A 20754-nucleotide genomic window follows, 5' to 3' on the forward strand; every position below is an offset into this window, starting at 1 on the left:
CGTATGAAACCTATATATGCATTTGATAAAAACAACAAGTATGTACCTGGTGGGGATAAAGAAATACCCGATGGCGCTGAGATTCCAGAGGGGTTTACAGACGTTCAACCGCAAGAAGGGTTGTACATCGCGAAATACAATCCCACAAGCAAGACATGGAGCGAGTCGGCAAACCAGGAATACATTGATAGCTTACAAACAGAGCAACCGCCGTATGATATTGATTTACTAAAACAGCAAAATGCGGTTTTAACAAAACAATTGAGCCAGCTTTCAAAGGAAGCAGCTGCAGCCAAACTGCGTGAAGCACAAATGGCGAAACAATTGGCTCAACTCATGACAGAGATTCAGCAATTAAAGGGTGGTGAAAAATCATGATATATCCAACAGTTGCGGATATAAAGCAGTTCTGGGACTGGAAGTGTTATGGCCCAGAGGATATTGCCTTTTATGTAGAAATCGGTTGGATTAACAAAGAAGACTATCAAGAAATAACGGGAGAACAGTACGAAGCCTAAAGGGGCTTTTTATTTTGCCTTCTTTAAGGGGGGTGATCTAGTGAGGGAGTAGGTGAGTGAAATGGAAATGGATTTGGCGCAATACTTGATGACGCAAGGACCCTTTGCGGTTCTTTTTTGTTGGGTGCTGTTTTACGTATTAAACACAACAAAGGAACGAGAAAACAAGCTCAATGAACAAATCGAAGCGCAAAATGATGTGTTAGCAAAGTTTAGTGAGAAGTACGACGTTGTCATTGATAAGCTCGATAAAATCGAAAGAAATTTAAAATAAAAGAAATGAGGAATTTAATATGAAAAACTTCGACAAAGGCACTGTGATCCGTACAGTGCTTCTTTTAATTGCTTTTATTAATCAAACGCTTGTGATGTTTGGAAAGCCGGTATTACCAATTACAGATGATCAGGTAACAACCCTCGCTGATTCATTATATTTGGCTGGATCAACGGCATTTTTGCTTATAACAACAATTGTCGCATGGTTTAAAAATAACTATGTTACCGAAAAAGGAAAAAAACAAAAAGAAATTCTGAAACAAAAAGGACTCTCAAAATAAACGGCTGCCATTAGGCGGCTTTTTTGTTTTTAAAAAAAGAATACAGAGGAGAATGAACATGGCTGAAAAAATTGGATTGCAAACTCTTATAGATCGTTCCATTAGAAATATGGGTGCTGGCATCAACAGTGTTGTAAAAGAAAGCGCAATTGAAATGATCAAGCAAGCTTATAAAGAAGGTATCTATGTACAGATTACTTCTGGCTACCGTTCGTTTGCAGAACAAAATAAGCTTTACGCTAAAGGTCGTACCGCTCCTGGGAAGATTGTCACCAACGCTAAAGGTGGTCAATCAAATCACAACTATGGTTTAGCGATTGATTACGTTCTATTAAGTGCGGATGGAAAAAAAGCGCTTTGGACAGTAAACGAGAAATGGCGCCGAGTAGCGCAAATCGGTAAATCACTAGGGTTTTCATGGGGGGGAGACTGGAAGAGCTTTAAAGATTACCCACACCTTGAAATGATGGGCGGTTTGACTTTATCACAGCTTCAAGCGGGTAAGCGTCCTGTCTTGGTGTCATTTTTATCAAATAAAGTTTCTGCAAAACCAATCAAGACAACGCCAGTTAAATCATCGCCATCAAAAAGCACAACTAAGCCGAAAACACCTTCTAAAAAGACATACAACCTGCCTGCTGGCATTTTAAAAGTTACAAAGCCTCTTACAAAGGGAACAGGAGTAAAAGCCGTACAGGAAGCGTTAGCCGCTCTTTTCTTCTATCCTGAAAAGGGAGCAAAAAACAACGGCGTTGATGGCTATTACGGATCGAAAACAGCGGATGCAGTGAAACGGTTCCAGCTTATGCATGGGCTTGTTGCTGACGGCATTTATGGACCGAAAACAAAGAAAGCAATTGAAAAAGCATTGAAATAAAAGCGAAAAAACCTCTCTAAAAGGGAGGTCTTTTTTTATCTAAACTATAGACATTAGTCTATAGTTATAGTATAATAAATATAGGAGGTGAGGAAATGCTAGACAACATGATAAAAGTCCTTCAAATCATCTTTTACGTTGCATCTATAGCGTGGATTGCCCAACAATCACACGACGCAAACAAAGATAATAAGAAGGACTAACAGTGGGGAAGCGAGTTAATCGCTCGCTTCTCAATATAATTATAACCAGTCTAGCATATAATATGAACCAAAAACAATTGATCTTCTTTATGATCCTCTTGAGCGCAGCTTCAATTGTAACACGTTCAATATGGACAAATACTTTCACAACGGTAATCATGGCCGCTTTAATACTTGCAACGCTTTTTGTAATCATCAAAGATGCAGTAAGGAGAAGATAACATGGAATATCATTTGAAAAACCGGCAGCAGGTTGAGGACTTCATTCAAAAAGAGGTCCTCACCTCATCTGAAGCACAGGAGATTTTAAATGTTAACAAGCAGCGCATGAGTAAATTGCATACAGATGGTCGAGTAAGCCCGATAAAAAAAGTGGGTAAAACTGTTTTATTCTTAAAATCAGATATTGAGCAGTTGAAGAAAGATTTAGAAGAAGGGCGGAAGAAATACCGCCCTTATGAAAGTTGAACAGGATCGTCTTACAAAATCACTAGTTGGTAAGAGAGCATAAAATCAATTACCAACACTATATATAGACGTAAAAATATTTATTTGTATTTCATTAGCATATATTGATTTGTGATGATTTTTCAAGTCTATAAATCAATATATAGATTATTTTTAGATTTAAAATCAATATATAGATTTTTGTTTAATATTGTAGTTTAAAACATTTGTTCTCAAATATCAAGTGAAAACGTTGAAAAAATATAACAATTGTTCTATTATTAGAATATAAGCACTGATATAAGAACAATTTGCTTAGTCTAATTAACACCTTTATGAATAAGATACTCAAAAAGAGGGAAACTGAATTCTAAAGGTGGTGTGCGTTATGGCTAAGATTTATTCTTTCCAGAAAAGAGGGAAAAATATGCTAACTGTTGAGGCTAAATCTTCAGTATCCACAATTGATAATGTCGCTAAAGCATTTTTATCTTTTGATTCTATGACACATAAAAAATTACAAAAATTATGTTATTACGCATATGCTTGGCATTTGACTCTTTATAAACAACCTTTATTTGAAGAAAAATTCCAAGCATGGATACATGGGCCAGTTGCTCCAACACTGTATAGACAATACAGAGAATATGGTTGGAAAGACATTCCGAAATTGGAAGATGTCAAAAGTGATACTCTTCATGGAAGTCCTAACGAAATAGTAACAATGGTGTTTAATTCTTATGGACACTTGGATGGTGACGAACTCGAATATTTGACACATACTGAAAGTCCTTGGTTAGAAGCCAGAAAAGGTTTAGAACCAGACTCTATTTCTCAAAACGAATTGGACGATACTACAATAATCAACTACTATACAGAAGTTTTTGAGAATGGACAAAATGACTAATCCGAACCCTTTAAAAAGAGGAATCCCTTTTCAGCAAAAGCCGAAAGGGAAGAAAAATAGTACACCTATTATTTCAGAAGAAGAAAAAAAGAAAATACAAGACGGACTAAAAAGACATGTTGTTTTTTCTTGGAAATACTTTGATAAAGATCACAAAGTATATAATTGTGGAGGCATTGAAATGCCTTGGATTATGAGTTTGGTAGAAACCTTTAAAAATATTTCTTCGCTTGAACTTAAAGATTTAAGAGCAGTTGAGGGTCAGCGTGGTGGATTGAGATTTCATCAAATTCGGTGGGGGAAAGTTCAAGAGGAAAAATTTAATTTCAACGAGGAATTTTTTGAACAAATTAGAGATAATTGTTATCAATTAAGTTTATCCACTGCAAAAGGAAGATTTCATGGTTTTCTGATTGATAATATATTCTTCATAGTTTGGTTGGACCCTCATCATCAATTAGAACTAATGAAAGATCATGGTGGCGTCAAAACATTCGATTTTCCTAAAAACGAGAACGACATTCTTCGAGATAGAATTGAATTTTTAGAGCAAGAACTTGAAACAGCTAACTCTTTATTAGAGGAAGCTGCACAATGATTTTGTTAAAAGTTGTCCTATACCAGGATGGCTTTTTTATTTAAACCGCCATTCCTTTTTCTCTTTATCCCACGTCAATTCATTACGAGACATAAGGTTCCTAACTGCCTTGCGGATCGCCGCCTCATCTTTACCTGTTTTTCTTTTAAGGTCATCCATTGTGGGGTTATTGCGTAAACGATTCATATTATAAATGATTCGATAAATTTTCCTTTCGAGATCAGTCATTAAATCACCTCGAAATTATTTTATAAGAATGTTTGTTCGGTGTCTAAAGGTTATGTATAATATAGAATATACGGTTTAACCTGCGGAAACAGGTATAATAAAAATTAGTATATTTCAATGATTAACTTCTACTTATATTACTCACACTTGGCTGTCCTCATGGATGGCTTTTTTGATGCCATTTTGATGCCTAAACCAAAAAACACTCAAAAACTAACAAGAACATATGATCGTTTTTGAGTGTTGATAGGGTATTTGATGAAAGGAGAAAAATGATCAAAATCACCTAAAAACATCCCAATGGTATATCTCACAAGCCTCCAATTGTGATTGACTCATCCAATCATTTGTATTTCTTCCCAACCTATTCATCCAACCGTCCTCAGTGCGGCTGGATCTCCCACAAATACATTCATACCTTCCAGGAATCATCCCTCGGAGACACGGTGGTCATCTTTACAAATGAGCAAACCGTCGAACTCGATGTCTCATATAAATCATTTGAGAGTCAGGTGCACAGAACAGCGTATCTCCGAACGAAATTTCAAGATCGCCTTGATGGAGGTCTTCCTAAAAAACAAGAATTTATGCTGTATCCAAAGGAACAACAGCTCAACCTTGTATACGATTTTATATTAAGGGAGCTTCGGAACAGATATTAACTAAAACCAGCGGCAGGACAGCCGCTGGACTCCTTATGAAGCGAGGGTTTAGCATATCGTCTTTCTTTCTCGAAGAAAAAAACATTGATAATTATATAAAAAATTATATAATTAAACTATAACGTATAAAAATTTATATAACGAGCAGCAGTGAAAGGGGATATGATAATGACTTATGATGAACTAGATACACCGGCGCTATTAATTGATAAACGGGTAATGATGGAGAATCTAGCTGCTATGCAGCAGTATGCGGACCGTCAGCAAGTCAAACTGCGTCCTCATACGAAAACACATAAAACACCTAGTCTTGCGAAGGTGCAGGAGGAGATGGGCGCATCTGGCTTAACTGTAGCGAAAGTAGGAGAAGCGGAAGTAATGGCGGCGCATGGGCTGACAGATATCTTTATCGCCAATCAAATTGTAGGCGAGACAAAGCTCAAGCGAATTCGAAAGCTGGCAGAGTCGATACAAATTTCATTTGGAATAGATTGTGTAGTGCATGTGCATCAAATTGAACATGTCTTTCGTGGAGCAGAGAAAAAAGCGGAGGTTCTAATTGAGATAGAAGTTGGAGAAGAAAGATCTGGTGTCATTGAAGAGAGTGATTTCCGTCAAATCTTGCAGGCGATTCAAACATGTGACTTCGTTCATTTAAAGGGGATTTTTTCTCATGATGGACATACATATAAGGCGGAAAGTAAAGCGCATTGTCACACATTATACGAAGACGCTGTGAATCGCACGCTTCAGTTTGCACAGATTGCGAAAGAAACAGGCATGCTGCTAGAGGTAGTGAGCATAGGATCAACACCGCCGTTCTTATTTCAATTTGATATTCCAAAGGGAGTCACCGAAATCAGACCAGGCACTTACATCTTCATGGATGCCTCTCAATCCAATGTGATCGGCACTTTTTCACATTGTGCGGCAGCTGTGCTGACGACGGTGATCAGTAAGCCAACAAAGGCCCGTGTCATTACAGATGTTGGAGCCAAAGGGCTCACGGCTCAAACCCGTACAAAAGGGCTGACGAAAACAAAAGGACTAGGCAAAGTAAAAGACTATGATGATGTATTTGTTTCAAGTGTATTTGATGAGCATGCCATCATCTATCACGAAGGCTTCCGTCAGACTGTCCAGATCGGTGAGAAGGTGCAAATCATTCCAAATCATATTTGTCCCGCTGTCAATCTCCATGAAAAAGCATATCTCATTCAAGATGGTGAAGTAGTCGAAGAGCTTGAGATTGCTTGTAAAGGTAAACTTCAATAAATCAACAGGATGTATAATTTAAGACTTGGAAAATACAAGGCGACTTCGTTTGGCATCATCATGATGACACGAACGAAGTATTTCTTTTCATTAGAAAACATCCACCATGAACTTATTGAAACCAAATCCATATATCCAGTCGTCTATTAAGTGTATCGGTAGACTGTCAACCAAATGACAGGAAAATGTGGATCCTTAGACGTATTTTCATCCATTTACTCATAAATCGCAGAAGTGACACGAGCCGTCTGTTACAATAAAAGAAATCATTTCTTGCAAAGTGTTCGTATGTGGTAAAGGATACTCCTATTTTGACCGATATGAACGAATGGGAATAAGAAATGGAGGCTCTGTATGAAAAAACAATCGCATTTGATGCTGCTATTCACCTTGACAGTGATATTACTAGCAGCCTGTCAGCAAGCAGGTCAATCGCCTTCAAAACAAGACACAAAAGAAGCTGCGTATGAACAATGGGTTCAGCGTTATATGGATGAGTTAAATGAAGCTTATGAAAACATGACCGACCAATTTATTTCAGATGGACATGGAAAGATCCAAGTAAATAAAAAATTGAAAAAAGCGACGAAAGCCTTTGATCGTGTGATTCAAAAGGGGCTTGCTCATCAAGAAGTTCCAGCCGCTTATCAAAAGGCGGATCAACAATTAAAGACAGGTCTTCATTCATTTGAAAAAGGAATCGGTCAGGTGGAGCAGCTATTAAAGCACCCAGGTCAAGAAAAGCTGTTTATTTCCGCTACCCATCATCTGCAAGATGGATTGCAGCAGACAGCTGCATTTATTGAAGAAGTAGGCCGCATTCAGCAATCAACGTAAAAAAGCTTGGAAGGCGGACTTCCAGGCTTTTTTTACATATAAAGTATTTGCTTTAAGCGGCGGACACCCTCTTGAATCATGTTTTCGTCCGTACAGGCGAAGCCTAGCAGTAATCCCTTTCGATTGCTCTCAAAACAATAAGGACTTAATGGATAAATGCCAACGCCCGCTGCTTTGGCTGCTTCAATACTGCCTTTTTCGTCAAAGTCTGGCGCTCCTTCTAAAAAGACATGAAGACCCGTATCGGTTCCATAGATATGAAAGTGCTTGTCAAAGTGTTGTGTCAAAAGGGCATCCATCATAGCAGCCTGTCTTTTTTTATACAGCTGTCTCATTCGCCTGACATATCGCGTGAATTCTCCTTCTCTGAAAAAAGAAGCGAGTGTGATCTGTTCCATAATGGGCAGCTGTCTTTGAATGAGTGATTGCAGGGAAGCGATTTCTTTTATGACCGCTTTGGAGCCGATAATGGCAGCAAGGCGGATGCCGGGTGTCAGCACCTTGGAGAAGCTTAAGATGTAAATCACATGGTCGGGTGCTTCTGAAAATAATGAAGGAAGCGGTCCGCCATGATAACGATAATCTCCATCAAAATCATCCTCTAGTATATAAGACTGATGGCTGACAGCAAATTTCAGCAGCTGCTGCCTTCTGTTGACACTCATACATACACCGGTTGGACGCTGATGGGAGGGCGTCACCGCAATCAGCTTTGTTTGCCGTGGCAATGTATTCACCATGATTCCTTCTTCATCGACGGGTGCGGGATAAATGTTCATTTCACGATGCATAAATGAAAGCCTTGCCCCAGGAAAGCCTGGATCTTCAACAGCTACTGTATCTCCTTTTTTAAGCAATACCTGTGAAATCAAATCAATGGCTTGCTGCGTGCCACCTGTTAACACCATTTGATCTTCTTCTACATCGATTCCGCGTTCTACAGATAAGTATTGGCGTATTTCTGCACGTACTTCCCATAATCCGTGCGGGGAGGAATAGCCCCAATCTTTCATATCTAATCGCTGTAATGCTTTCGTGAGCGACCGTTTCCATATATTTTGAAAATGTTCATCGATGGCTGGCTCCTGATGTCGAAAATCAATATCGAGTTTCTCATGAAATTGATTGGCCGACAGCCAGTGGTCCATTTGTTTCTCCGCCTCTTGAAAGTGTGGTCTTACCGGAAGAGGGAAAGGCGGCTCACTTTGATGGGGAGTGGAGGCTGCATAGTGGTCACTCGAAATGACCTTTGTACCGCCTCTTCTAGATGTGCTGACATATCCTCTTGCCAGCAGTTCATCATAGGCAAGCTGTATAGTTGATCTTGATACATTGAGCTCCTGTGCTAATACCCGTGTTGGTGTTAACTGATCGTCAGGATTCAGTTTTTGTGAATGAATTTGTTGAATGATCCCAGTCACGATTTGCTGCCAGAGCGGGGTTGTACTTGAGCGGTCTAAATAAATATACATCGGACACCTTCTCTCATTGTCACATATAACTTGATGATGACACGGAATTATGGAGTGGTCAATAGCATCATTTTTGGATATAGGAAGTAAGCCAAAAGGTGTGTACACTGTTCTCATATGCTTATGACATAGAGGAGAGAGTCAAATGATCCCTGCATCTAAAGAAGAAACAGCACACCTATCCATCATTCCATTTATATTCGTTTTATTTGGTCTTTTTATGATTACGACCGCAGTGAATCTGCAAGTGCCCCTTTATACGTTGTATGCGGAACAAGCAGGGTACGGAAAGGCGGATACAGCACTTGTATTTGCTGCATATGTCTTCGGACTGATTCCAGTCTTGCTTTTTCTTGGTGGCATATCTGATCGGGCTGGACGCAAACCGGTTTTATTGGTCGCGCTAAGCTTTTCGTTATGTGCTACCCTATTGATGATCGTGCACCCTACCATACAAATGCTCTTTGCAGCCCGGCTGCTGCAAGGGGTGGGGCTTGGTCTGAGTGTTGGCACATGCACCGCTTATTTGATTGCTTTATATCCAGAAAAATCAAGCTGGATTCCAACTTTTATTGCGTTATGCAGTTCGGTTGGCTTTGGGGGCGGTGCTCTTTTTACGGCACTGCTTTCTTTTCAGCGTATGTCGCTTGCGCCTCTTAGCTATTGGATTGTGCTGGGCCTTTTAATCCTAACCATCGTGGGTGTCTTCTTTTTCGTTCCGCCTGTACAAGGAGATTCAGGTAAACCGATGATGAACATGCCAACATTTCCAAAAGGAACAATGCCGGCGAATGCAGCGATTGCCATCGCGTGGTCGGTGTGCGGCCTCGTCATTTCGGTTTTGCCAGCACAGCTTAAATTGAATGGATATGAATTATGGGTAGGGCCGGCACTCTTTTTGATTAATATGGCAGGTGTCCTGATGCAGCCTTTTGTTCGCAAGATGAATAGCACAGTAGCGCTCTTTGCCGGGTTTATCTGTCTTCCATGCGGATACGGCCTTTTGCTATTTGGAGCAAATAGCGGGTCCATCTTTCTTGTGCTTGCCGGAACGATGCTTGCGGGTACTGCCTGCTATGGATTTACTTATTTAGGTGGTCTTCAGCTTATTGTCGAACGGGGGAAAAAGGAGGCAGCTAGAGCCGTTGCAGGGTTTTACTTGTTTGCCTATTTAGGCCTGGGTATTCCGAGTGTTTTTATCGGTCTTTTTGCTGATCTGTACGGGACCCAGATGGTGTTAACCGTCTTTTTCTTGGTCGTTTTGGCTGCTTGTCTCATCCTTTTGATCTCAAGTGTCAGACAGAAACAAAAGTGAGGAGTCCCGCTTTCTCTTTTTCCTTCTGTTCGTTTAAAATAAAGGCATGAGAGGGGAAGATGACATGAAAAAAGTGCAGCTGGACGGCGCATCGTGCAGGTCGCAAGAAGAGCTTCATGACCAACTAAAAACAGTTTTACACCTTCCTGACTATTACGGGAAAAATCTTGATGCCCTATGGGACTGTTTGACAGGAGAAGTAAATCTTCCAATAGAGCTGACATGGGTAAATTTTGAAACGAGCAAAGACGCTCTTGGCGAGTATGCAGAAAGCGTAAGGCAGTTATTTCAAGAAGCAGAAGAGGAATTGAAAGGACAATTTCAAGTGAGCATTCAATAATGGTGAAAAAGCAGCCGCTGCCGCAGGCTGTTTTTTCATGAGTTTCCGTCTTTCTCAATCTGCTATTGAATATTTTACTAGATATGATAATATATGAACTGTCGCTTAATTGATAATGATAATCATTTTTAGCGGAAAGAGCTTGATAGAAAGAGAGAAACCAGTATGAAGTTGTATCAATTAAGTTTATTATTTGTATGTTTGGCATGTGTATCACTGTTTGTCGGTGTACAGGATCTGTCCATTTTACAGATGTTTCATTTAACAGATGAACAATTACATACGTTAGTTTCAAGTCGCATCCCGCGTCTCATGAGTATTGTGCTTGCTGGCATGAGCCTTAGTTTATGCGGCTTTATTATGCAAAGCATGACGAGGAATAAATTTGTTTCACCAACCACTGCAGGAACGATGGATTGGGCGAAGCTTGGTATTTTAGCAGCAATGCTTGTTTTTACACATGCGAGCCCGCTCATGAAAATGGGAATCGCGTTTCTATTTACTTTAGCTGGGAATCTTCTTTTCTTAAAAATCCTGCGGCATATTAAGGTGAACGATACGATCTATGTACCGTTAGTCGGCTTAATGTTTGGCGGGATTGTCAGTTCAATATCTACGTTTATAGCCTATAAATATGATCTGATCCAAAACGTATCTGCATGGCTTCAAGGGGATTTTTCTCTTATTGTTCAGGGGCGTTATGAACTGCTCTATGTGAGTGTTCCACTATTGATCATCGCGTATTTATATGCTGACCGCTTTACAGTGGCGGGTATGGGTGAGAGCTTTGCCATCAACTTAGGTTTAACGTATAAACGTGTGATGGCGGTTGGTTTGGTGATCGTTTCGATGATTACATCTGTCACCATATTAACTGTCGGAATGTTGCCATTCCTAGGCTTAATCATTCCGAATATTGTATCGATCTACCGCGGCGATCACTTGAAAAAGAGCCTTCCGCATACAGCCTTACTAGGAGCCATTTTTGTTCTGATTTGTGATGTGCTCGGAAGGGTGATCATTTATCCATATGAAATTTCAGTTGGGCTCATGGTAGGCATCGTCGGAAGTGCGATCTTCCTGTACATGTTATTAAGGAGGAAACGCTATGCATAAGAAACGTACATTATGCCTGATTGCAGCCATTGCAGCCGTGCTGATCGTGATTTTCATTACCTTTCAAATGGGGTACTGGCCGTACACAGTGCCAAGTCGTTTAAAGAAAGTGCTGGCGATGACATTGACGGGAGGCGCGATTGCCTTTTCATCTGTTGTCTTCCAAACCTTGACCAACAATCGAATCTTAACGCCGAGCATACTAGGTTTAGACGCACTGTACTTGTTTTTGCAAACAGCGATTATTTATCTGTTTGGCTCGACCAATTTTATGATCGTCAATAAAAACCTGAATTTTTTCCTTTGCGTTGGGCTGATGATTCTATTTTCTGTGCTGTTATATACGGTGATGTTCAAACGCAAAAATAAACACATTTTCTTGCTTCTGCTTGTTGGTATTGTCTTTGGGACATTGTTCAAAAGCCTTTCTTCTTTTATGGAAATGCTGATTGATCCAAATGAATACCAGGTCGTACAAGATAAATCCTTTGCAAGCTTTAATCACATGAACACAGATATCTTACTCATTGCTTCTGTTTTATTTGCGGCGCTGTGCCTTTACATTTGGACATTCCGCTCCAAATTAGATGTCATGTCACTTGGGAAGGAGCATGCGGTGAATCTGGGAATTGACTATGACAGCATCACAAAAAAGATGCTGATCGTGATAGCCGTTCTTGTGTCCATCGCAACAGCACTTGTCGGACCGATTACGTTCCTTGGCTTACTCGTCGTGAACGTCGCACGAGAGCTCTTTCGGACGTACCGGCATACATACTTGCTGCTAGGCTCTTTTTTCATCAGTGTGATTGCCCTTGTAGGCGGGGAGTTTCTTGTAGAAAAGGTATTTACTTTTCAAACGCCGCTGAGTGTCCTGATTGATTTAGTAGGCGGATTGTATTTTATTTACTTACTTTTAAAGGAGAGTCGTTCATGGTCGTAATGAAGGGAGTCAGTAAGACATATAACGGAAAAACAGTGCTTCACAAAACAACTGTCAGTGTGAAAAAAGGACAGCTGACCTCTCTCATTGGTCCAAATGGTGCGGGTAAGAGCACGCTTTTGTCCATCATGAGCCGCTTGATTCAGCCAGACACAGGTGCAGCTTATTTACAGGACAAACCATATAGCGCGTATCCTCCGCAGGAGCTAGCGAAAAAGATGAGCATTTTAAAGCAGGCCAATCACATGAGTGTGCGCCTGACCGTACGGGAGCTTGTCAGCTTTGGCCGTTTTCCTTACTCACAGGGCCAGCTGACAAAAGAAGATGAGAAGATGATCGATGTGTCTCTTCAATACATGAGGCTTGCCGATATCCAGCATCAATATGTAGATGAACTGAGCGGCGGACAAAGGCAAAGAGCCTTTATTGCGATGGTGCTGGCTCAGGATACGGATTATATTTTCTTAGATGAGCCTTTAAACAACTTGGATATGAATCATTCTGTTGAGATGATGAAGCTATTTAAGCAGCTCGTCAAAGATCTTGGGAAAACAATTGTTGTGGTTCTCCATGATATTAACTTTGCATCTGTGTATTCCGATCATATCGTCGCTTTAAAAGATGGACAGGTGATCAAAGAAGGCGGAGTAGAAGAAGTGATTCAAACAGATGCACTTGAACAAATTTATGACATGCGCATACCGATTGAAGTCATTCACGGTGAGCGTATTTGCTTATATTTTTCTTGAAAAAATGAAGAGGTGATCAAGTATGAAAAAATGGATTTGGATGATGACTGTATTAACAGCGATTGTTGTACTCGCTGCCTGCGGGAACCAAGGAAAAACAGAAGGAACAAAAGAGGAAACCGTCACGGTAAAAGACATGCTCAATAAAGACGGCGTGAAGATCAAGAAAAACCCGAAAAAAGTCGTCGTGTTTGATATGGGAAGTCTTGATACGCTGGACAAACTAGGTGTGGATGTGACAGCTTTACCAAAACAAGTCGTGCCTAAATATTTATCCAAATATGAAGGTGACAAATATGAGAATGTCGGCGGTTTAAAAGAGCCGAACTTCGAAAAAATTGCAGAGTTAGATCCTGATTTGATCATTATCCAGAACCGTCAATCAGATGCATTCGATGAATTTTCTAAAATTGCTCCTACGATTTTGATGGATGTAGACACTGCCAACTATATGGAATCATTTAAAAAGAATGCCACGACGTTAGGGGAAATTTTTGATAAGGAAGACGAAGTCAAAAAAGAACTAGCAGCCATTGATCAAAAAGTAGATGCATTAAAGAAACAGGCAAAAGAGTTGAAACAGAATGGTTTAATGATCATGGCCAACGACAGTAAAATGACAGCCTTTGGTGCTAAGTCAAGATACGGACTCATCCATGATGTGTTTGGTATCACGCCGGCAGATCAAAAGCTTGAGCCATCTGACAAACACGGACAAAGCATTTCATATGAGTACATGGTCAAAACGAATCCGGATTACTTATTTGTCATTGATCGAGGCGCAGCGATCGGAGAAGAAACTTCTGCGAAACAGCTTGTTGAAAATGATTATGTGAAATCAGTCAAAGCGGTCAAAAACAACCATGTGGTGTATTTGAACTCTGACATGTGGTATTTATCTGGCGGCGGCCTTGAATCATTGACTGCCATGATTGATGAAGTAAAACAAGGAATTGACCAAAAATAATGGAAGAAAAGCTGCTCATACTGAGTGGCTTTTTTATTGTATTCATAAAAATATGTTGCGTGCAGGAAACTTTCATCAAAATATGTTATAGTGGAACCTACATTGATAGACTAAGATAGAGTGAGGGTTCGGAAAGGATGAAGGAAAAAACAAGATCAAAAAGAAGGCTGAGACCTTGGGTGAAAGCCGTGCTGTTTATCATGGCTTTTGTCATGGTGATGGCAGTGTCCGTGACAGGATATGCTTACTATAAAATTTCAAAAGCGTCGGATAAGGCGCAAGTGTCATTAGAAAGAGGAGACACCTCGCAAAAGCGTGTGAAAGCTTTTGATCCAGGAAAAGACAGCTTCTCGGTGCTCTTGCTTGGAATTGACAGCCGTCCAGGTGAAACGGTAGACGAAGCAAGAAGTGATGCGGTCTTACTGGCGGCGGTGAACCGAACAGAGAAAACCATCAAGCTCCTCAGTATTCCTCGTGATTCTTATGTTGATATACCGGGAAGAGGATATGATAAAATCGCCCACGCCCATGCGTTTGGGAGTGCAGATTTGTCAGTCAAAACGGTCGAAAACTTGCTGAACATTCCTGTAGATTATGTGATTTCAGGGAACTTTAAGGCGTTTCAAGACATTGTGGATGAGTTAAATGGAATTGACGTCACGATTGAAGATGAAGGTATCGCAAAACAAATGGAAAAGGATTCAAAGGGAAAAGTTCATGTGCAGACAGGCGCCCATACATTAAATGGTGAAGAAGCATTAGCCTTTGTGAGAACGAGAAAGGCAGACAGTGACCTCATGCGCGGAAAGCGCCAAATGGAAGCACTTCAAGCCATCTTTGAAAAATCTAAATCCATTTCTTCGATCCCGTCATATGACAACATCATTGATACACTTGGTGATAATGTTTCAACCAATCTGTCCATGAAGCAGTTTATCGGTCTTTTCCCGTTATTGAGCTCATTGAAATCAGTGGATACCATTCAGCTGAAGGGCCATGATTATCAGCCTGGGAATGTGTATTACTTTGAGTTAGATGGCGCTGGATTAGACGAAGTGAGAACAGAGCTGAGAGAACAGCTTGAATTATCATAAATAAGTAGGAGCCTGCCGCTGTGGCAGGCTTTTTGCTTTGAATGGGTAAGCGCGACAATGAAGCAAATTCAGTTCGCTTGATGAAGAAAATACTGAGTCAGCAGTTCCTCTACCCGGTGGCGTATACGTGGATTAAAGTATTTATGCTTTTCTTCATAGCCATCTATGATAAATAGATAAGTTGTAAATCCTTCATCGTGTTCAATTTGCTGTACCTTCATTTTTTCTTTACGTAAATGCTGCTTCAGTTCATAAAGTGCTTTCTGTGCTTCCTTTAAGGCAGAGGTCACAAGCTGAATGTATGGTTCATTTAGTTTAAATGTTTGATGTTGTTTTAAGTGAGTCAAATCACGATTGAGGATGGAGATGACCATTGGAAGAAAGATGGCCTGTTCCATCATCTGAAGCTGTATTCTTGATAGTCTCGTCATGTCCAAGCCTGCTTTCTTTATTTATGGAACACCTGTTCTTATTTATTATATCGGATGAGTCAACCAATCTCAAGGGGGCAGGGGGGATTCATTTGTATATTTTTATGTTTTCCATGTAAAATGAAAAGTAGACAAACCTTGAAGGAGTCAAAGAAGTTGACATCATTTCTTTCCCTATTTACTCATGAAAATATCACATCATTTTTTGAAAGCTACAAGGCCTTTGGACCGATTGTGGCCATATTGCTACCCTTAATAGAAGCATTTCTTCCGTTTTTACCACTCGTTGCGTTTGCTGTAGCGAATGCAAATGCATTTGGCCTTTGGGAAGGCTTTTTATTGACCTGGATTGGCGCAAGTGCAGGGTCTATTCTTGTCTTTTTGCTGATCAGAAAATTTGGACAGATGAGAATGCTCAACTTTATCAGTAGGCATCCTTCCATTAAAAAATTGATGCTTTGGGTGGAGAAGCGAGGGTTTGGTCCGTTATTTATTTTACTTTGCTTTCCTTTCACGCCCTCTGCTGCTGTCAATGTTGTAGCGGGTTTATCAAGAATTAGCTTTTGGCAATTCTCATTAGCTGCTTTATCTGGCAAGTGTGTCATGCTTTTTATCATTAGTTTTATTGGCTATGATCTTTCTGCTTTAGTTAAGAATCCGTTAAGAAGTGTTTTTGCGGTTCTAGTTATCGCGTTATTATGGTATGTTGGAAAGAGAGTAGAAAATAGGTTGAACATTCGAATGAGCAAGCGTGAGGACAAAGGAGGCTCTTAATGAAAAAGAAGCCATTGCTATGGTTGATGATTATTACAGGCATCGTCTTATTGTTCCAAGTAAAGAATTTCATGTTTGTCACGTACAAAGTAGAAGGGGTTAGTATGGACCCAACTTTTACAGATGGAACAGAATTATTAATCAATAAGTTCTCGCCAAAACTCACGAAAATTAGCCGGTTTGATTATGTGTTATTTCACGGACCTAAAAATCAAATCTTGATCAAACGGGTCATTGGACTCCCAGGAGAAACGATCAAGTATGAAGATGATCAGTTATTTGTCGATGGTGAAAAAAAGAAGGAACCTTATTTAAAAGAGCAGAAAAAACATAAAATGGGGAACGTCCTGACAGGAGATTTTCAGCTGAAAGCCATCACAGGAGACGATAAAATCAAAAACAATCATTACTTTGTGGTTGGAGATAACCGAATACATAGCTTTGACAGCCGGCATTTTGGCACCATTTCAAAGGATCAAGTCGTCGGTGTCAAAAGGAATACCAGCGAATAAAAAAGGCGCTCTGCATATGCAAAGCGTCTCTTTTTTATTTTGCGGCTTTATAATCAGGCTGCCTTTTTGCCCAGACATGATGTAAGAACCGGAAAAACGGTGGCAGCATTGCAATGACGAGAATAATTCTGACGACTTGTACAGCCACAACAAAGGTAGAATCCTCGTGAAGTGTGACCGCTGTTGTTGCCATCTCTGCAATACCGCCAGGCGAAAAGGCAAGAATGGCTGTAATGACAGAAATGCCTGTAATCTCAGCAATGGCAATAGAGCTGAGGACAGTCGCAGCAATTAGCCCGGCTGAGCTGACGACAGCCACAATGAGAGTGTTTTTTAGTCCAACAAACATCTGTTTATTCATTTTTGATCCGATGGTTGCACCTAGAAATACTTGAGACGCAATGTTCGCTTGTGCCGGCCAATAAGGAATCAAATCATAACCTATGAGTGCGCCCGCACCAACTTGAAGAGCTGCGACGCCTAGCATGCTGCCGATCAGCCAAGGGGCAGGGAAATGAAGACGAACTGCCAGGCGTGACATGAGCCAGGCACCTAAAATAAGTGCAGCGGTCCAAGAGATGTTTGACAGGGTGAAAACGCCCGAAGAGAAGGCACTTCCTTGCGTAGCTACAACCGCATCCGCTTCGTTTTTTGTATTTAAATAAAACACTGTAAAAGGGATAGTGAGTACAACCATTAATACACGTATCGTTTGCACGAGACTCACAACAGCTGTATTTGCTCCCACCTCTTGGGCAATCCCCGGCATAGCGGATAAACCGCCGGGGGCAGTTCCGACAAAGCTTGTCAGCATATCTGTTTTGCTCAGCTTCCATAAGACAAAGCCTGAGAGCATCGCCAGTAGAATAGAAAAGACGAGCATGAAACTCACAGGGAGCCAATTTTCAGCGAAAATGTGAAGGACCTTCATATTCATTTTCTGTCCGAGTTCGATTCCGAGAATGAATTGACCAAGGAGCAGCCATCTGCTGTGAATACGTAAGGTGCTGGTTCCTTTACGCTGAAACAGGGTGGGGCGGCGCATGGCAATAAAAGCTGCTGTGATTAATGTACCAACCATCCAGCCAATAGACATTCCTGTTAAAGACAAAAGAAATCCACCTAAACCGCTTATCGCAATCAGAATGAGATCGGTTCGAAGGCTGTTTCCTTGTTTCATCACATGTAAACCTTCTTCCTATATGTTTGTTCAGTAAGTGAAATGTTGTTATCTTCACTATAATACAAAAGTCTCTATAAATAAAATACGATTTTTTTTACCATTTTCATAAGATTATCTTATCAATAAATGGTTAGCAAATTCTTATAAAGAAAGAAATAATTTTTACCAAAAGCAAAGTCAATATACAACGATTTTCCCCTATTTATCTTATCAGTTGACTATCATTTTCAATTACACTACAATGCTTAGTGTGGGGTGATAACATGAAAATTCCTTCTTTTAAATATAATGAAAAGGGATTGAATCGTTTTTTTGGTCCTTTAGAGGGAAGAATTATGGAGATCCTTTATCAAGGTGAGGATATGCCGATTAAAGAGGTGCAGCAGAAGCTGTCAGATGAAAAGCCGATTAATTTCAACACGGTGATGACTGTGCTGAACCGCTTAACCGAAAAAGGAATTGTGGAGAAAAAAACAAAAGGGCGCTCATCTATTTATAATCCCATTTTAACAAAAGAAGAATTTCTAAATGAGCAAACAAAATGGATTACGCAAGGATTGATGGACGATTTCGGTCCATTGGCAGTGAATCATATGGTGGATGCGATTGAAAGTGCTGATCCTGAATTACTCAAAGTTCTAGAAGCAAGGCTAGCATCTAAAAAAGAGGAGCAGCAAAATGAATAAAATGAAGTCGAGTCTGCTGTTTTTAGGCGGTATATTGATTGGTTTAGCCATTTTTTATCAGATGGGGTATTACGTGCTTTCAAGCTTTTTTGGCTGGAACCAAGCATATAACCTGATCCATGTATGCCAGTCCGTGCTCGAATTTTATGGATTCACTCCTTTAAAGTATTTTCTAGATGCCTTAGTCCTCTACACATTGGGATTTGCAATTTTCTATATGGCAAAGCAAATCAGCAAGTACATTCAATTCAAACGACATATGATGTTGGCAGTCGAACAACAGTCAACCGAATCTCTGTCAGAGAAATATCAAAACGATATCATTGTGTTTCACTGTCAAGAACCGCTTGCCTTTGCAATGGGGATGCTTCACCCAAAGGTTTATTTATCAACAGCCCTCATGGACATGCTGGATAAAGAGGAAATTGACGCTGTTGTTCATCATGAATTGCATCACAAATACAGCTATGATCCCTTAAAAGCTTTCATGTTCTCAATGCTCACAAAAGTCATTTGGTACATTCCAGTGTTAAAGCATATGAGACAAAGCTACTCTGTTTTTCGCGAAGTGATTGCAGATGACTATGCCATTCAGCAGACAGGTACTGAGCTTGGAGTAGGGCAGGCCCTTTTGAAACTGATTAAAAAGAAAACCCAGTTTCAAAAACAAACAAAGTTTGCGGTGTCCTTTGGAGATCGGGCATTGAATTTAAGAATACAAAAAATCTTAAATCCAACTTACAATATTCCTTTTAATGTACCAATTATTCCAATTGTCACATCAGCCATTCTGATGGTGGTCTTAATGATTATGCTCAACTTAAATTACTAATTTTTTTTACTTATTAACATTACATTATGTAGTGTAAAAACAGGAGGAATTCACTATATGAAAACGAATCAAGAAATAGGAACACTTTTTGTACGCGTTATTTTAGGTATTATTTTCTTTTTACATGGACTTCAGGCATATCAAGGAGGACTGGGAGGAACAGCAGCATTCTTTGGGCAAATCGGTTTACCCGAATTTATGGCCTATATTGTCAAGACAATTGAGCTAGTCGGGGGTATCGCTTTGATTTTAGGTCTAGGAACACGTATTTTCGCAGCATTATTTTTACCAATTATGGCTGTAGCGATTATTACTGTTGGTTTTTCTAAAGGATTTGTTGGCGGTTATGAATTTGAACTTTCGCTGCTCGTCATGGCGCTTTATTTAACACTTAGCGGCAGTAAGCTGTTGTCAATTGATGGGGTTCTCAAGCATCAGCAGCAAAGCAATGAAGCAAAATTTCATTAAAAGATCGTGAAAAAACTCCTTCTGCATTTGTGGCAGAGGAGTTTTTTTAATGGTCAAATTCTCATTTTCTCGTTTGAAAATGAGGAAGGGATGTGAGACTTTGCTGCATTTAGCGCTAACTTTGACATATTGAAGGAACGAAAAATCGATTTCATTTTTTGACGGAACATACGATCTCCTATTAAAATAGGACTATCTAAGACACATGGTGCGTTAAAAGGTATAAAAACCATACAGCATGCTGCTGTTCATCTTGAGCGATACGTTTCATTAGCTCTTTTGTTCCTTGGTCACGGACATAGTCTGATACGCTTAAGTAAAAATCGACCGTTTTTTGTTCATCTTTAAAGGCAAACATAAGTCCTTCTCTGAATTGTTCTGGACAAGGTTCTGTTACGCTTGGTTTGTGGTTTCTACCTGTTAAAGAATAATATAGCTTTGAAAATAGTTGATAGTGTCTGACTTCATCCTGACGTATTTCTTGAATGACCTTTTTCGCCTCAGGGTTTTTTGCTTTTTGGGCAAGTTTTTCGTAGCATTGGATCGCAGAATATTCACCATTGATCGCCTTCTCAAGGTCTGAAATGATCCTTGTGTTTTGGCGCATGTCATATGGCGAGTAGTCATAGTAATCGTAATACATGATATTGCCAGCCTCCTTTTTGTTCATGATGGTTTATGATATGAAAAGAGTGAGGAAAGGTGCCTATGTTATTTCAATCAGATAGGAGAACGGGAACGTGATAGGAAAATAGCTATTTCC

At 40.1% G+C, this 20754-nt stretch carries 27 protein-coding genes and 2 pseudogenes; 24 read left to right on the forward strand and 5 right to left on the reverse strand.

Going from position 1 to position 20754, the window contains the following annotated elements:
* Positions 1-3: 3 nt before the first annotated feature.
* The 9 genes and pseudogenes from C6Y06_RS06050 (at position 4) to C6Y06_RS06090 (ending at position 4107) form a co-directional block, all read left to right on the forward strand.
* Positions 4-378 carry a hypothetical protein gene (locus tag C6Y06_RS06050; RefSeq protein ID WP_106036666.1) on the forward strand — a complete coding sequence of 125 codons (375 nt, stop codon included), beginning with the start codon at positions 4-6 and terminating at the stop codon, positions 376-378.
* A complete protein-coding gene (locus C6Y06_RS06055) occupies positions 375-518 on the forward strand; it encodes an XkdX family protein (protein WP_008361281.1) in 144 nt (47 codons plus the stop codon). The genes C6Y06_RS06050 and C6Y06_RS06055 overlap by 4 nt, the downstream gene beginning before the upstream one ends.
* A gap of 61 nt (positions 519-579) precedes the next feature.
* Positions 580-792: a BhlA/UviB family holin-like peptide gene (locus C6Y06_RS06060; RefSeq protein WP_034620157.1), complete on the forward strand. Its 213-nt coding sequence runs from the start codon at positions 580-582 to the stop codon at positions 790-792.
* Between the two features lie 19 nt (positions 793-811).
* The gene (locus C6Y06_RS06065) at positions 812-1075 is read left to right on the forward strand and encodes a phage holin (protein WP_106036667.1); all 264 of its coding nucleotides are present in this window, start codon (positions 812-814) and stop codon (positions 1073-1075) included.
* 172 nt (positions 1076-1247) lie between these two features.
* Positions 1248-1544: pseudogene (locus tag C6Y06_RS20600) on the forward strand (M15 family metallopeptidase); the annotation flags it as partial.
* Complete coding sequence (locus tag C6Y06_RS20605) at positions 1542-1952, forward strand: peptidoglycan-binding domain-containing protein (protein ID WP_411265984.1); 411 nt, start codon at positions 1542-1544, stop codon at positions 1950-1952. The pseudogene C6Y06_RS20600 and the gene C6Y06_RS20605, both read left to right, overlap by 3 nt.
* Positions 1953-2377: 425 nt before the next feature.
* A complete protein-coding gene (locus C6Y06_RS06080) occupies positions 2378-2623 on the forward strand; it encodes a helix-turn-helix domain-containing protein (protein ID WP_106036670.1) in 246 nt (81 codons plus the stop codon).
* Between the two features lie 367 nt (positions 2624-2990).
* The gene (locus tag C6Y06_RS06085) at positions 2991-3509 is read left to right on the forward strand and encodes a Panacea domain-containing protein (RefSeq protein ID WP_221885087.1); all 519 of its coding nucleotides are present in this window, start codon (positions 2991-2993) and stop codon (positions 3507-3509) included.
* Positions 3493-4107: a DUF5320 domain-containing protein gene (locus C6Y06_RS06090; RefSeq protein ID WP_106036671.1), complete on the forward strand. Its 615-nt coding sequence runs from the start codon at positions 3493-3495 to the stop codon at positions 4105-4107. Before C6Y06_RS06085 ends, C6Y06_RS06090 begins: the two co-directional genes overlap by 17 nt.
* A 36-nt stretch (positions 4108-4143) precedes the next feature.
* On the opposite strand, the gene C6Y06_RS06095 is transcribed toward C6Y06_RS06090, so the two are convergent.
* A complete protein-coding gene (locus tag C6Y06_RS06095) occupies positions 4144-4335 on the reverse strand; it encodes a hypothetical protein (protein ID WP_106036672.1) in 192 nt (63 codons plus the stop codon).
* A 305-nt stretch (positions 4336-4640) separates the two neighbouring features.
* On the opposite strand from C6Y06_RS06095, the pseudogene C6Y06_RS06100 reads away from it, so the two are divergent.
* From C6Y06_RS06100 to C6Y06_RS06110, 3 genes and pseudogenes are all read left to right on the forward strand, one after another.
* Positions 4641-4997: pseudogene (locus C6Y06_RS06100) on the forward strand (competence protein ComK); the annotation flags it as partial.
* 168 nt (positions 4998-5165) lie between these two features.
* Positions 5166-6272: a D-TA family PLP-dependent enzyme gene (locus C6Y06_RS06105; RefSeq protein ID WP_106036673.1), complete on the forward strand. Its 1107-nt coding sequence runs from the start codon at positions 5166-5168 to the stop codon at positions 6270-6272.
* Between the two features lie 354 nt (positions 6273-6626).
* On the forward strand, positions 6627-7109 hold the full coding sequence (locus tag C6Y06_RS06110; protein WP_066031075.1) for a hypothetical protein: 483 nt from the start codon (positions 6627-6629) through the stop codon (positions 7107-7109).
* Between the two features lie 32 nt (positions 7110-7141).
* Here the strand turns inward: C6Y06_RS06110 and pdxR are convergent, their stop codons facing one another.
* Entirely contained in the window at positions 7142-8581 is a 1440-nt protein-coding gene (pdxR, locus tag C6Y06_RS06115) for a MocR-like pyridoxine biosynthesis transcription factor PdxR (RefSeq protein WP_106036674.1), read from the reverse strand.
* A 145-nt stretch (positions 8582-8726) separates the two neighbouring features.
* Between pdxR and C6Y06_RS06120 the strand changes: the two genes are divergently transcribed.
* The 7 genes from C6Y06_RS06120 (at position 8727) to C6Y06_RS06150 (ending at position 15105) form a co-directional block, all read left to right on the forward strand.
* The gene (locus C6Y06_RS06120; RefSeq protein WP_106036675.1) at positions 8727-9896 is read left to right on the forward strand and encodes an MFS transporter; all 1170 of its coding nucleotides are present in this window, start codon (positions 8727-8729) and stop codon (positions 9894-9896) included.
* Between the two features lie 64 nt (positions 9897-9960).
* Positions 9961-10236 (forward strand): barstar family protein, encoded by a 276-nt coding sequence (locus tag C6Y06_RS06125; RefSeq protein WP_060595943.1) that lies wholly within the window; start codon positions 9961-9963, stop codon positions 10234-10236.
* 165 nt (positions 10237-10401) lie between these two features.
* Positions 10402-11352 (forward strand): ABC transporter permease, encoded by a 951-nt coding sequence (locus tag C6Y06_RS06130; protein WP_066031073.1) that lies wholly within the window; start codon positions 10402-10404, stop codon positions 11350-11352.
* Positions 11345-12295 (forward strand): iron chelate uptake ABC transporter family permease subunit, encoded by a 951-nt coding sequence (locus C6Y06_RS06135; protein ID WP_044140714.1) that lies wholly within the window; start codon positions 11345-11347, stop codon positions 12293-12295. Before C6Y06_RS06130 ends, C6Y06_RS06135 begins: the two co-directional genes overlap by 8 nt.
* Complete coding sequence (locus C6Y06_RS06140; protein ID WP_060595945.1) at positions 12286-13044, forward strand: iron ABC transporter ATP-binding protein; 759 nt, start codon at positions 12286-12288, stop codon at positions 13042-13044. Before C6Y06_RS06135 ends, C6Y06_RS06140 begins: the two co-directional genes overlap by 10 nt.
* A 22-nt stretch (positions 13045-13066) precedes the next feature.
* Positions 13067-14011 (forward strand): siderophore ABC transporter substrate-binding protein, encoded by a 945-nt coding sequence (locus C6Y06_RS06145; RefSeq protein ID WP_095284990.1) that lies wholly within the window; start codon positions 13067-13069, stop codon positions 14009-14011.
* Between the two features lie 137 nt (positions 14012-14148).
* Positions 14149-15105: an LCP family protein gene (locus tag C6Y06_RS06150; protein ID WP_106036676.1), complete on the forward strand. Its 957-nt coding sequence runs from the start codon at positions 14149-14151 to the stop codon at positions 15103-15105.
* A gap of 68 nt (positions 15106-15173) precedes the next feature.
* On the opposite strand, the gene C6Y06_RS06155 is transcribed toward C6Y06_RS06150, so the two are convergent.
* Complete coding sequence (locus C6Y06_RS06155) at positions 15174-15536, reverse strand: YhjD family protein (RefSeq protein WP_060595947.1); 363 nt, start codon at positions 15534-15536, stop codon at positions 15174-15176.
* A gap of 156 nt (positions 15537-15692) precedes the next feature.
* Between C6Y06_RS06155 and C6Y06_RS06160 the strand changes: the two genes are divergently transcribed.
* Both C6Y06_RS06160 and lepB read left to right on the forward strand, forming a co-directional pair.
* The gene (locus tag C6Y06_RS06160; protein ID WP_034663493.1) at positions 15693-16310 is read left to right on the forward strand and encodes a TVP38/TMEM64 family protein; all 618 of its coding nucleotides are present in this window, start codon (positions 15693-15695) and stop codon (positions 16308-16310) included.
* Entirely contained in the window at positions 16310-16822 is a 513-nt protein-coding gene (lepB, locus tag C6Y06_RS06165) for a signal peptidase I (RefSeq protein ID WP_034663490.1), read from the forward strand. The genes C6Y06_RS06160 and lepB overlap by 1 nt, the downstream gene beginning before the upstream one ends.
* Before the next feature lie 34 nt (positions 16823-16856).
* Here the strand turns inward: lepB and C6Y06_RS06170 are convergent, their stop codons facing one another.
* On the reverse strand, positions 16857-18002 hold the full coding sequence (locus C6Y06_RS06170; RefSeq protein WP_060595948.1) for an AbrB family transcriptional regulator: 1146 nt from the start codon (positions 18000-18002) through the stop codon (positions 16857-16859).
* A gap of 266 nt (positions 18003-18268) precedes the next feature.
* Here C6Y06_RS06170 and C6Y06_RS06175 point away from each other — a divergent pair, with 266 nt between their 5' ends.
* The 3 genes from C6Y06_RS06175 to C6Y06_RS06185 are packed head-to-tail and all read left to right on the forward strand — an operon-like array spanning position 18269 to position 19991.
* Positions 18269-18691, forward strand: a complete 423-nt coding sequence (locus C6Y06_RS06175; RefSeq protein ID WP_024425495.1) for a BlaI/MecI/CopY family transcriptional regulator — start codon at positions 18269-18271, stop codon at positions 18689-18691.
* Complete coding sequence (locus C6Y06_RS06180; protein ID WP_060595949.1) at positions 18684-19523, forward strand: M56 family metallopeptidase; 840 nt, start codon at positions 18684-18686, stop codon at positions 19521-19523. Before C6Y06_RS06175 ends, C6Y06_RS06180 begins: the two co-directional genes overlap by 8 nt.
* 57 nt (positions 19524-19580) lie before the next feature.
* Positions 19581-19991: a DoxX family protein gene (locus tag C6Y06_RS06185; protein ID WP_106036677.1), complete on the forward strand. Its 411-nt coding sequence runs from the start codon at positions 19581-19583 to the stop codon at positions 19989-19991.
* Between the two features lie 196 nt (positions 19992-20187).
* Here C6Y06_RS06185 and C6Y06_RS06190 read toward each other — a convergent pair whose 3' ends face one another.
* The gene (locus tag C6Y06_RS06190) at positions 20188-20634 is read right to left on the reverse strand and encodes a ferritin-like domain-containing protein (protein ID WP_034663474.1); all 447 of its coding nucleotides are present in this window, start codon (positions 20632-20634) and stop codon (positions 20188-20190) included.
* Positions 20635-20754: the final 120 nt, after the last annotated feature.

The organism is Bacillus sp. MZGC1 (assembly GCF_002998605.1).
In the GTDB taxonomy this organism is placed as follows: Bacteria; Bacillota; Bacilli; order Bacillales; family Bacillaceae; genus Bacillus.

Coding starts and splice junctions, on each gene's coding strand:
- C6Y06_RS06050 (WP_106036666.1), top strand. CDS start 4: ATGAAACCTATATATGCATTTGATAAAAACAACAAGTATGTACCTGGT.
- C6Y06_RS06055 (WP_008361281.1), top strand. CDS start 375: ATGATATATCCAACAGTTGCGGATATAAAGCAGTTCTGGGACTGGAAG.
- C6Y06_RS06060 (WP_034620157.1), top strand. CDS start 580: ATGGAAATGGATTTGGCGCAATACTTGATGACGCAAGGACCCTTTGCG.
- C6Y06_RS06065 (WP_106036667.1), top strand. CDS start 812: ATGAAAAACTTCGACAAAGGCACTGTGATCCGTACAGTGCTTCTTTTA.
- C6Y06_RS20605 (WP_411265984.1), top strand. CDS start 1,542: ATGGGCGGTTTGACTTTATCACAGCTTCAAGCGGGTAAGCGTCCTGTC.
- C6Y06_RS06080 (WP_106036670.1), top strand. CDS start 2,378: ATGGAATATCATTTGAAAAACCGGCAGCAGGTTGAGGACTTCATTCAA.
- C6Y06_RS06085 (WP_221885087.1), top strand. CDS start 2,991: ATGGCTAAGATTTATTCTTTCCAGAAAAGAGGGAAAAATATGCTAACT.
- C6Y06_RS06090 (WP_106036671.1), top strand. CDS start 3,493: ATGGACAAAATGACTAATCCGAACCCTTTAAAAAGAGGAATCCCTTTT.
- C6Y06_RS06095 (WP_106036672.1), bottom strand. CDS start 4,335: ATGACTGATCTCGAAAGGAAAATTTATCGAATCATTTATAATATGAAT.
- C6Y06_RS06105 (WP_106036673.1), top strand. CDS start 5,166: ATGACTTATGATGAACTAGATACACCGGCGCTATTAATTGATAAACGG.
- C6Y06_RS06110 (WP_066031075.1), top strand. CDS start 6,627: ATGAAAAAACAATCGCATTTGATGCTGCTATTCACCTTGACAGTGATA.
- pdxR (WP_106036674.1), bottom strand. CDS start 8,581: ATGTATATTTATTTAGACCGCTCAAGTACAACCCCGCTCTGGCAGCAA.
- C6Y06_RS06120 (WP_106036675.1), top strand. CDS start 8,727: ATGATCCCTGCATCTAAAGAAGAAACAGCACACCTATCCATCATTCCA.
- C6Y06_RS06125 (WP_060595943.1), top strand. CDS start 9,961: ATGAAAAAAGTGCAGCTGGACGGCGCATCGTGCAGGTCGCAAGAAGAG.
- C6Y06_RS06130 (WP_066031073.1), top strand. CDS start 10,402: ATGAAGTTGTATCAATTAAGTTTATTATTTGTATGTTTGGCATGTGTA.
- C6Y06_RS06135 (WP_044140714.1), top strand. CDS start 11,345: ATGCATAAGAAACGTACATTATGCCTGATTGCAGCCATTGCAGCCGTG.
- C6Y06_RS06140 (WP_060595945.1), top strand. CDS start 12,286: ATGGTCGTAATGAAGGGAGTCAGTAAGACATATAACGGAAAAACAGTG.
- C6Y06_RS06145 (WP_095284990.1), top strand. CDS start 13,067: ATGAAAAAATGGATTTGGATGATGACTGTATTAACAGCGATTGTTGTA.
- C6Y06_RS06150 (WP_106036676.1), top strand. CDS start 14,149: ATGAAGGAAAAAACAAGATCAAAAAGAAGGCTGAGACCTTGGGTGAAA.
- C6Y06_RS06155 (WP_060595947.1), bottom strand. CDS start 15,536: ATGACGAGACTATCAAGAATACAGCTTCAGATGATGGAACAGGCCATC.
- lepB (WP_034663490.1), top strand. CDS start 16,310: ATGAAAAAGAAGCCATTGCTATGGTTGATGATTATTACAGGCATCGTC.
- C6Y06_RS06170 (WP_060595948.1), bottom strand. CDS start 18,002: ATGAAACAAGGAAACAGCCTTCGAACCGATCTCATTCTGATTGCGATA.
- C6Y06_RS06175 (WP_024425495.1), top strand. CDS start 18,269: ATGAAAATTCCTTCTTTTAAATATAATGAAAAGGGATTGAATCGTTTT.
- C6Y06_RS06180 (WP_060595949.1), top strand. CDS start 18,684: ATGAATAAAATGAAGTCGAGTCTGCTGTTTTTAGGCGGTATATTGATT.
- C6Y06_RS06185 (WP_106036677.1), top strand. CDS start 19,581: ATGAAAACGAATCAAGAAATAGGAACACTTTTTGTACGCGTTATTTTA.
- C6Y06_RS06190 (WP_034663474.1), bottom strand. CDS start 20,634: ATGTATTACGATTACTATGACTACTCGCCATATGACATGCGCCAAAAC.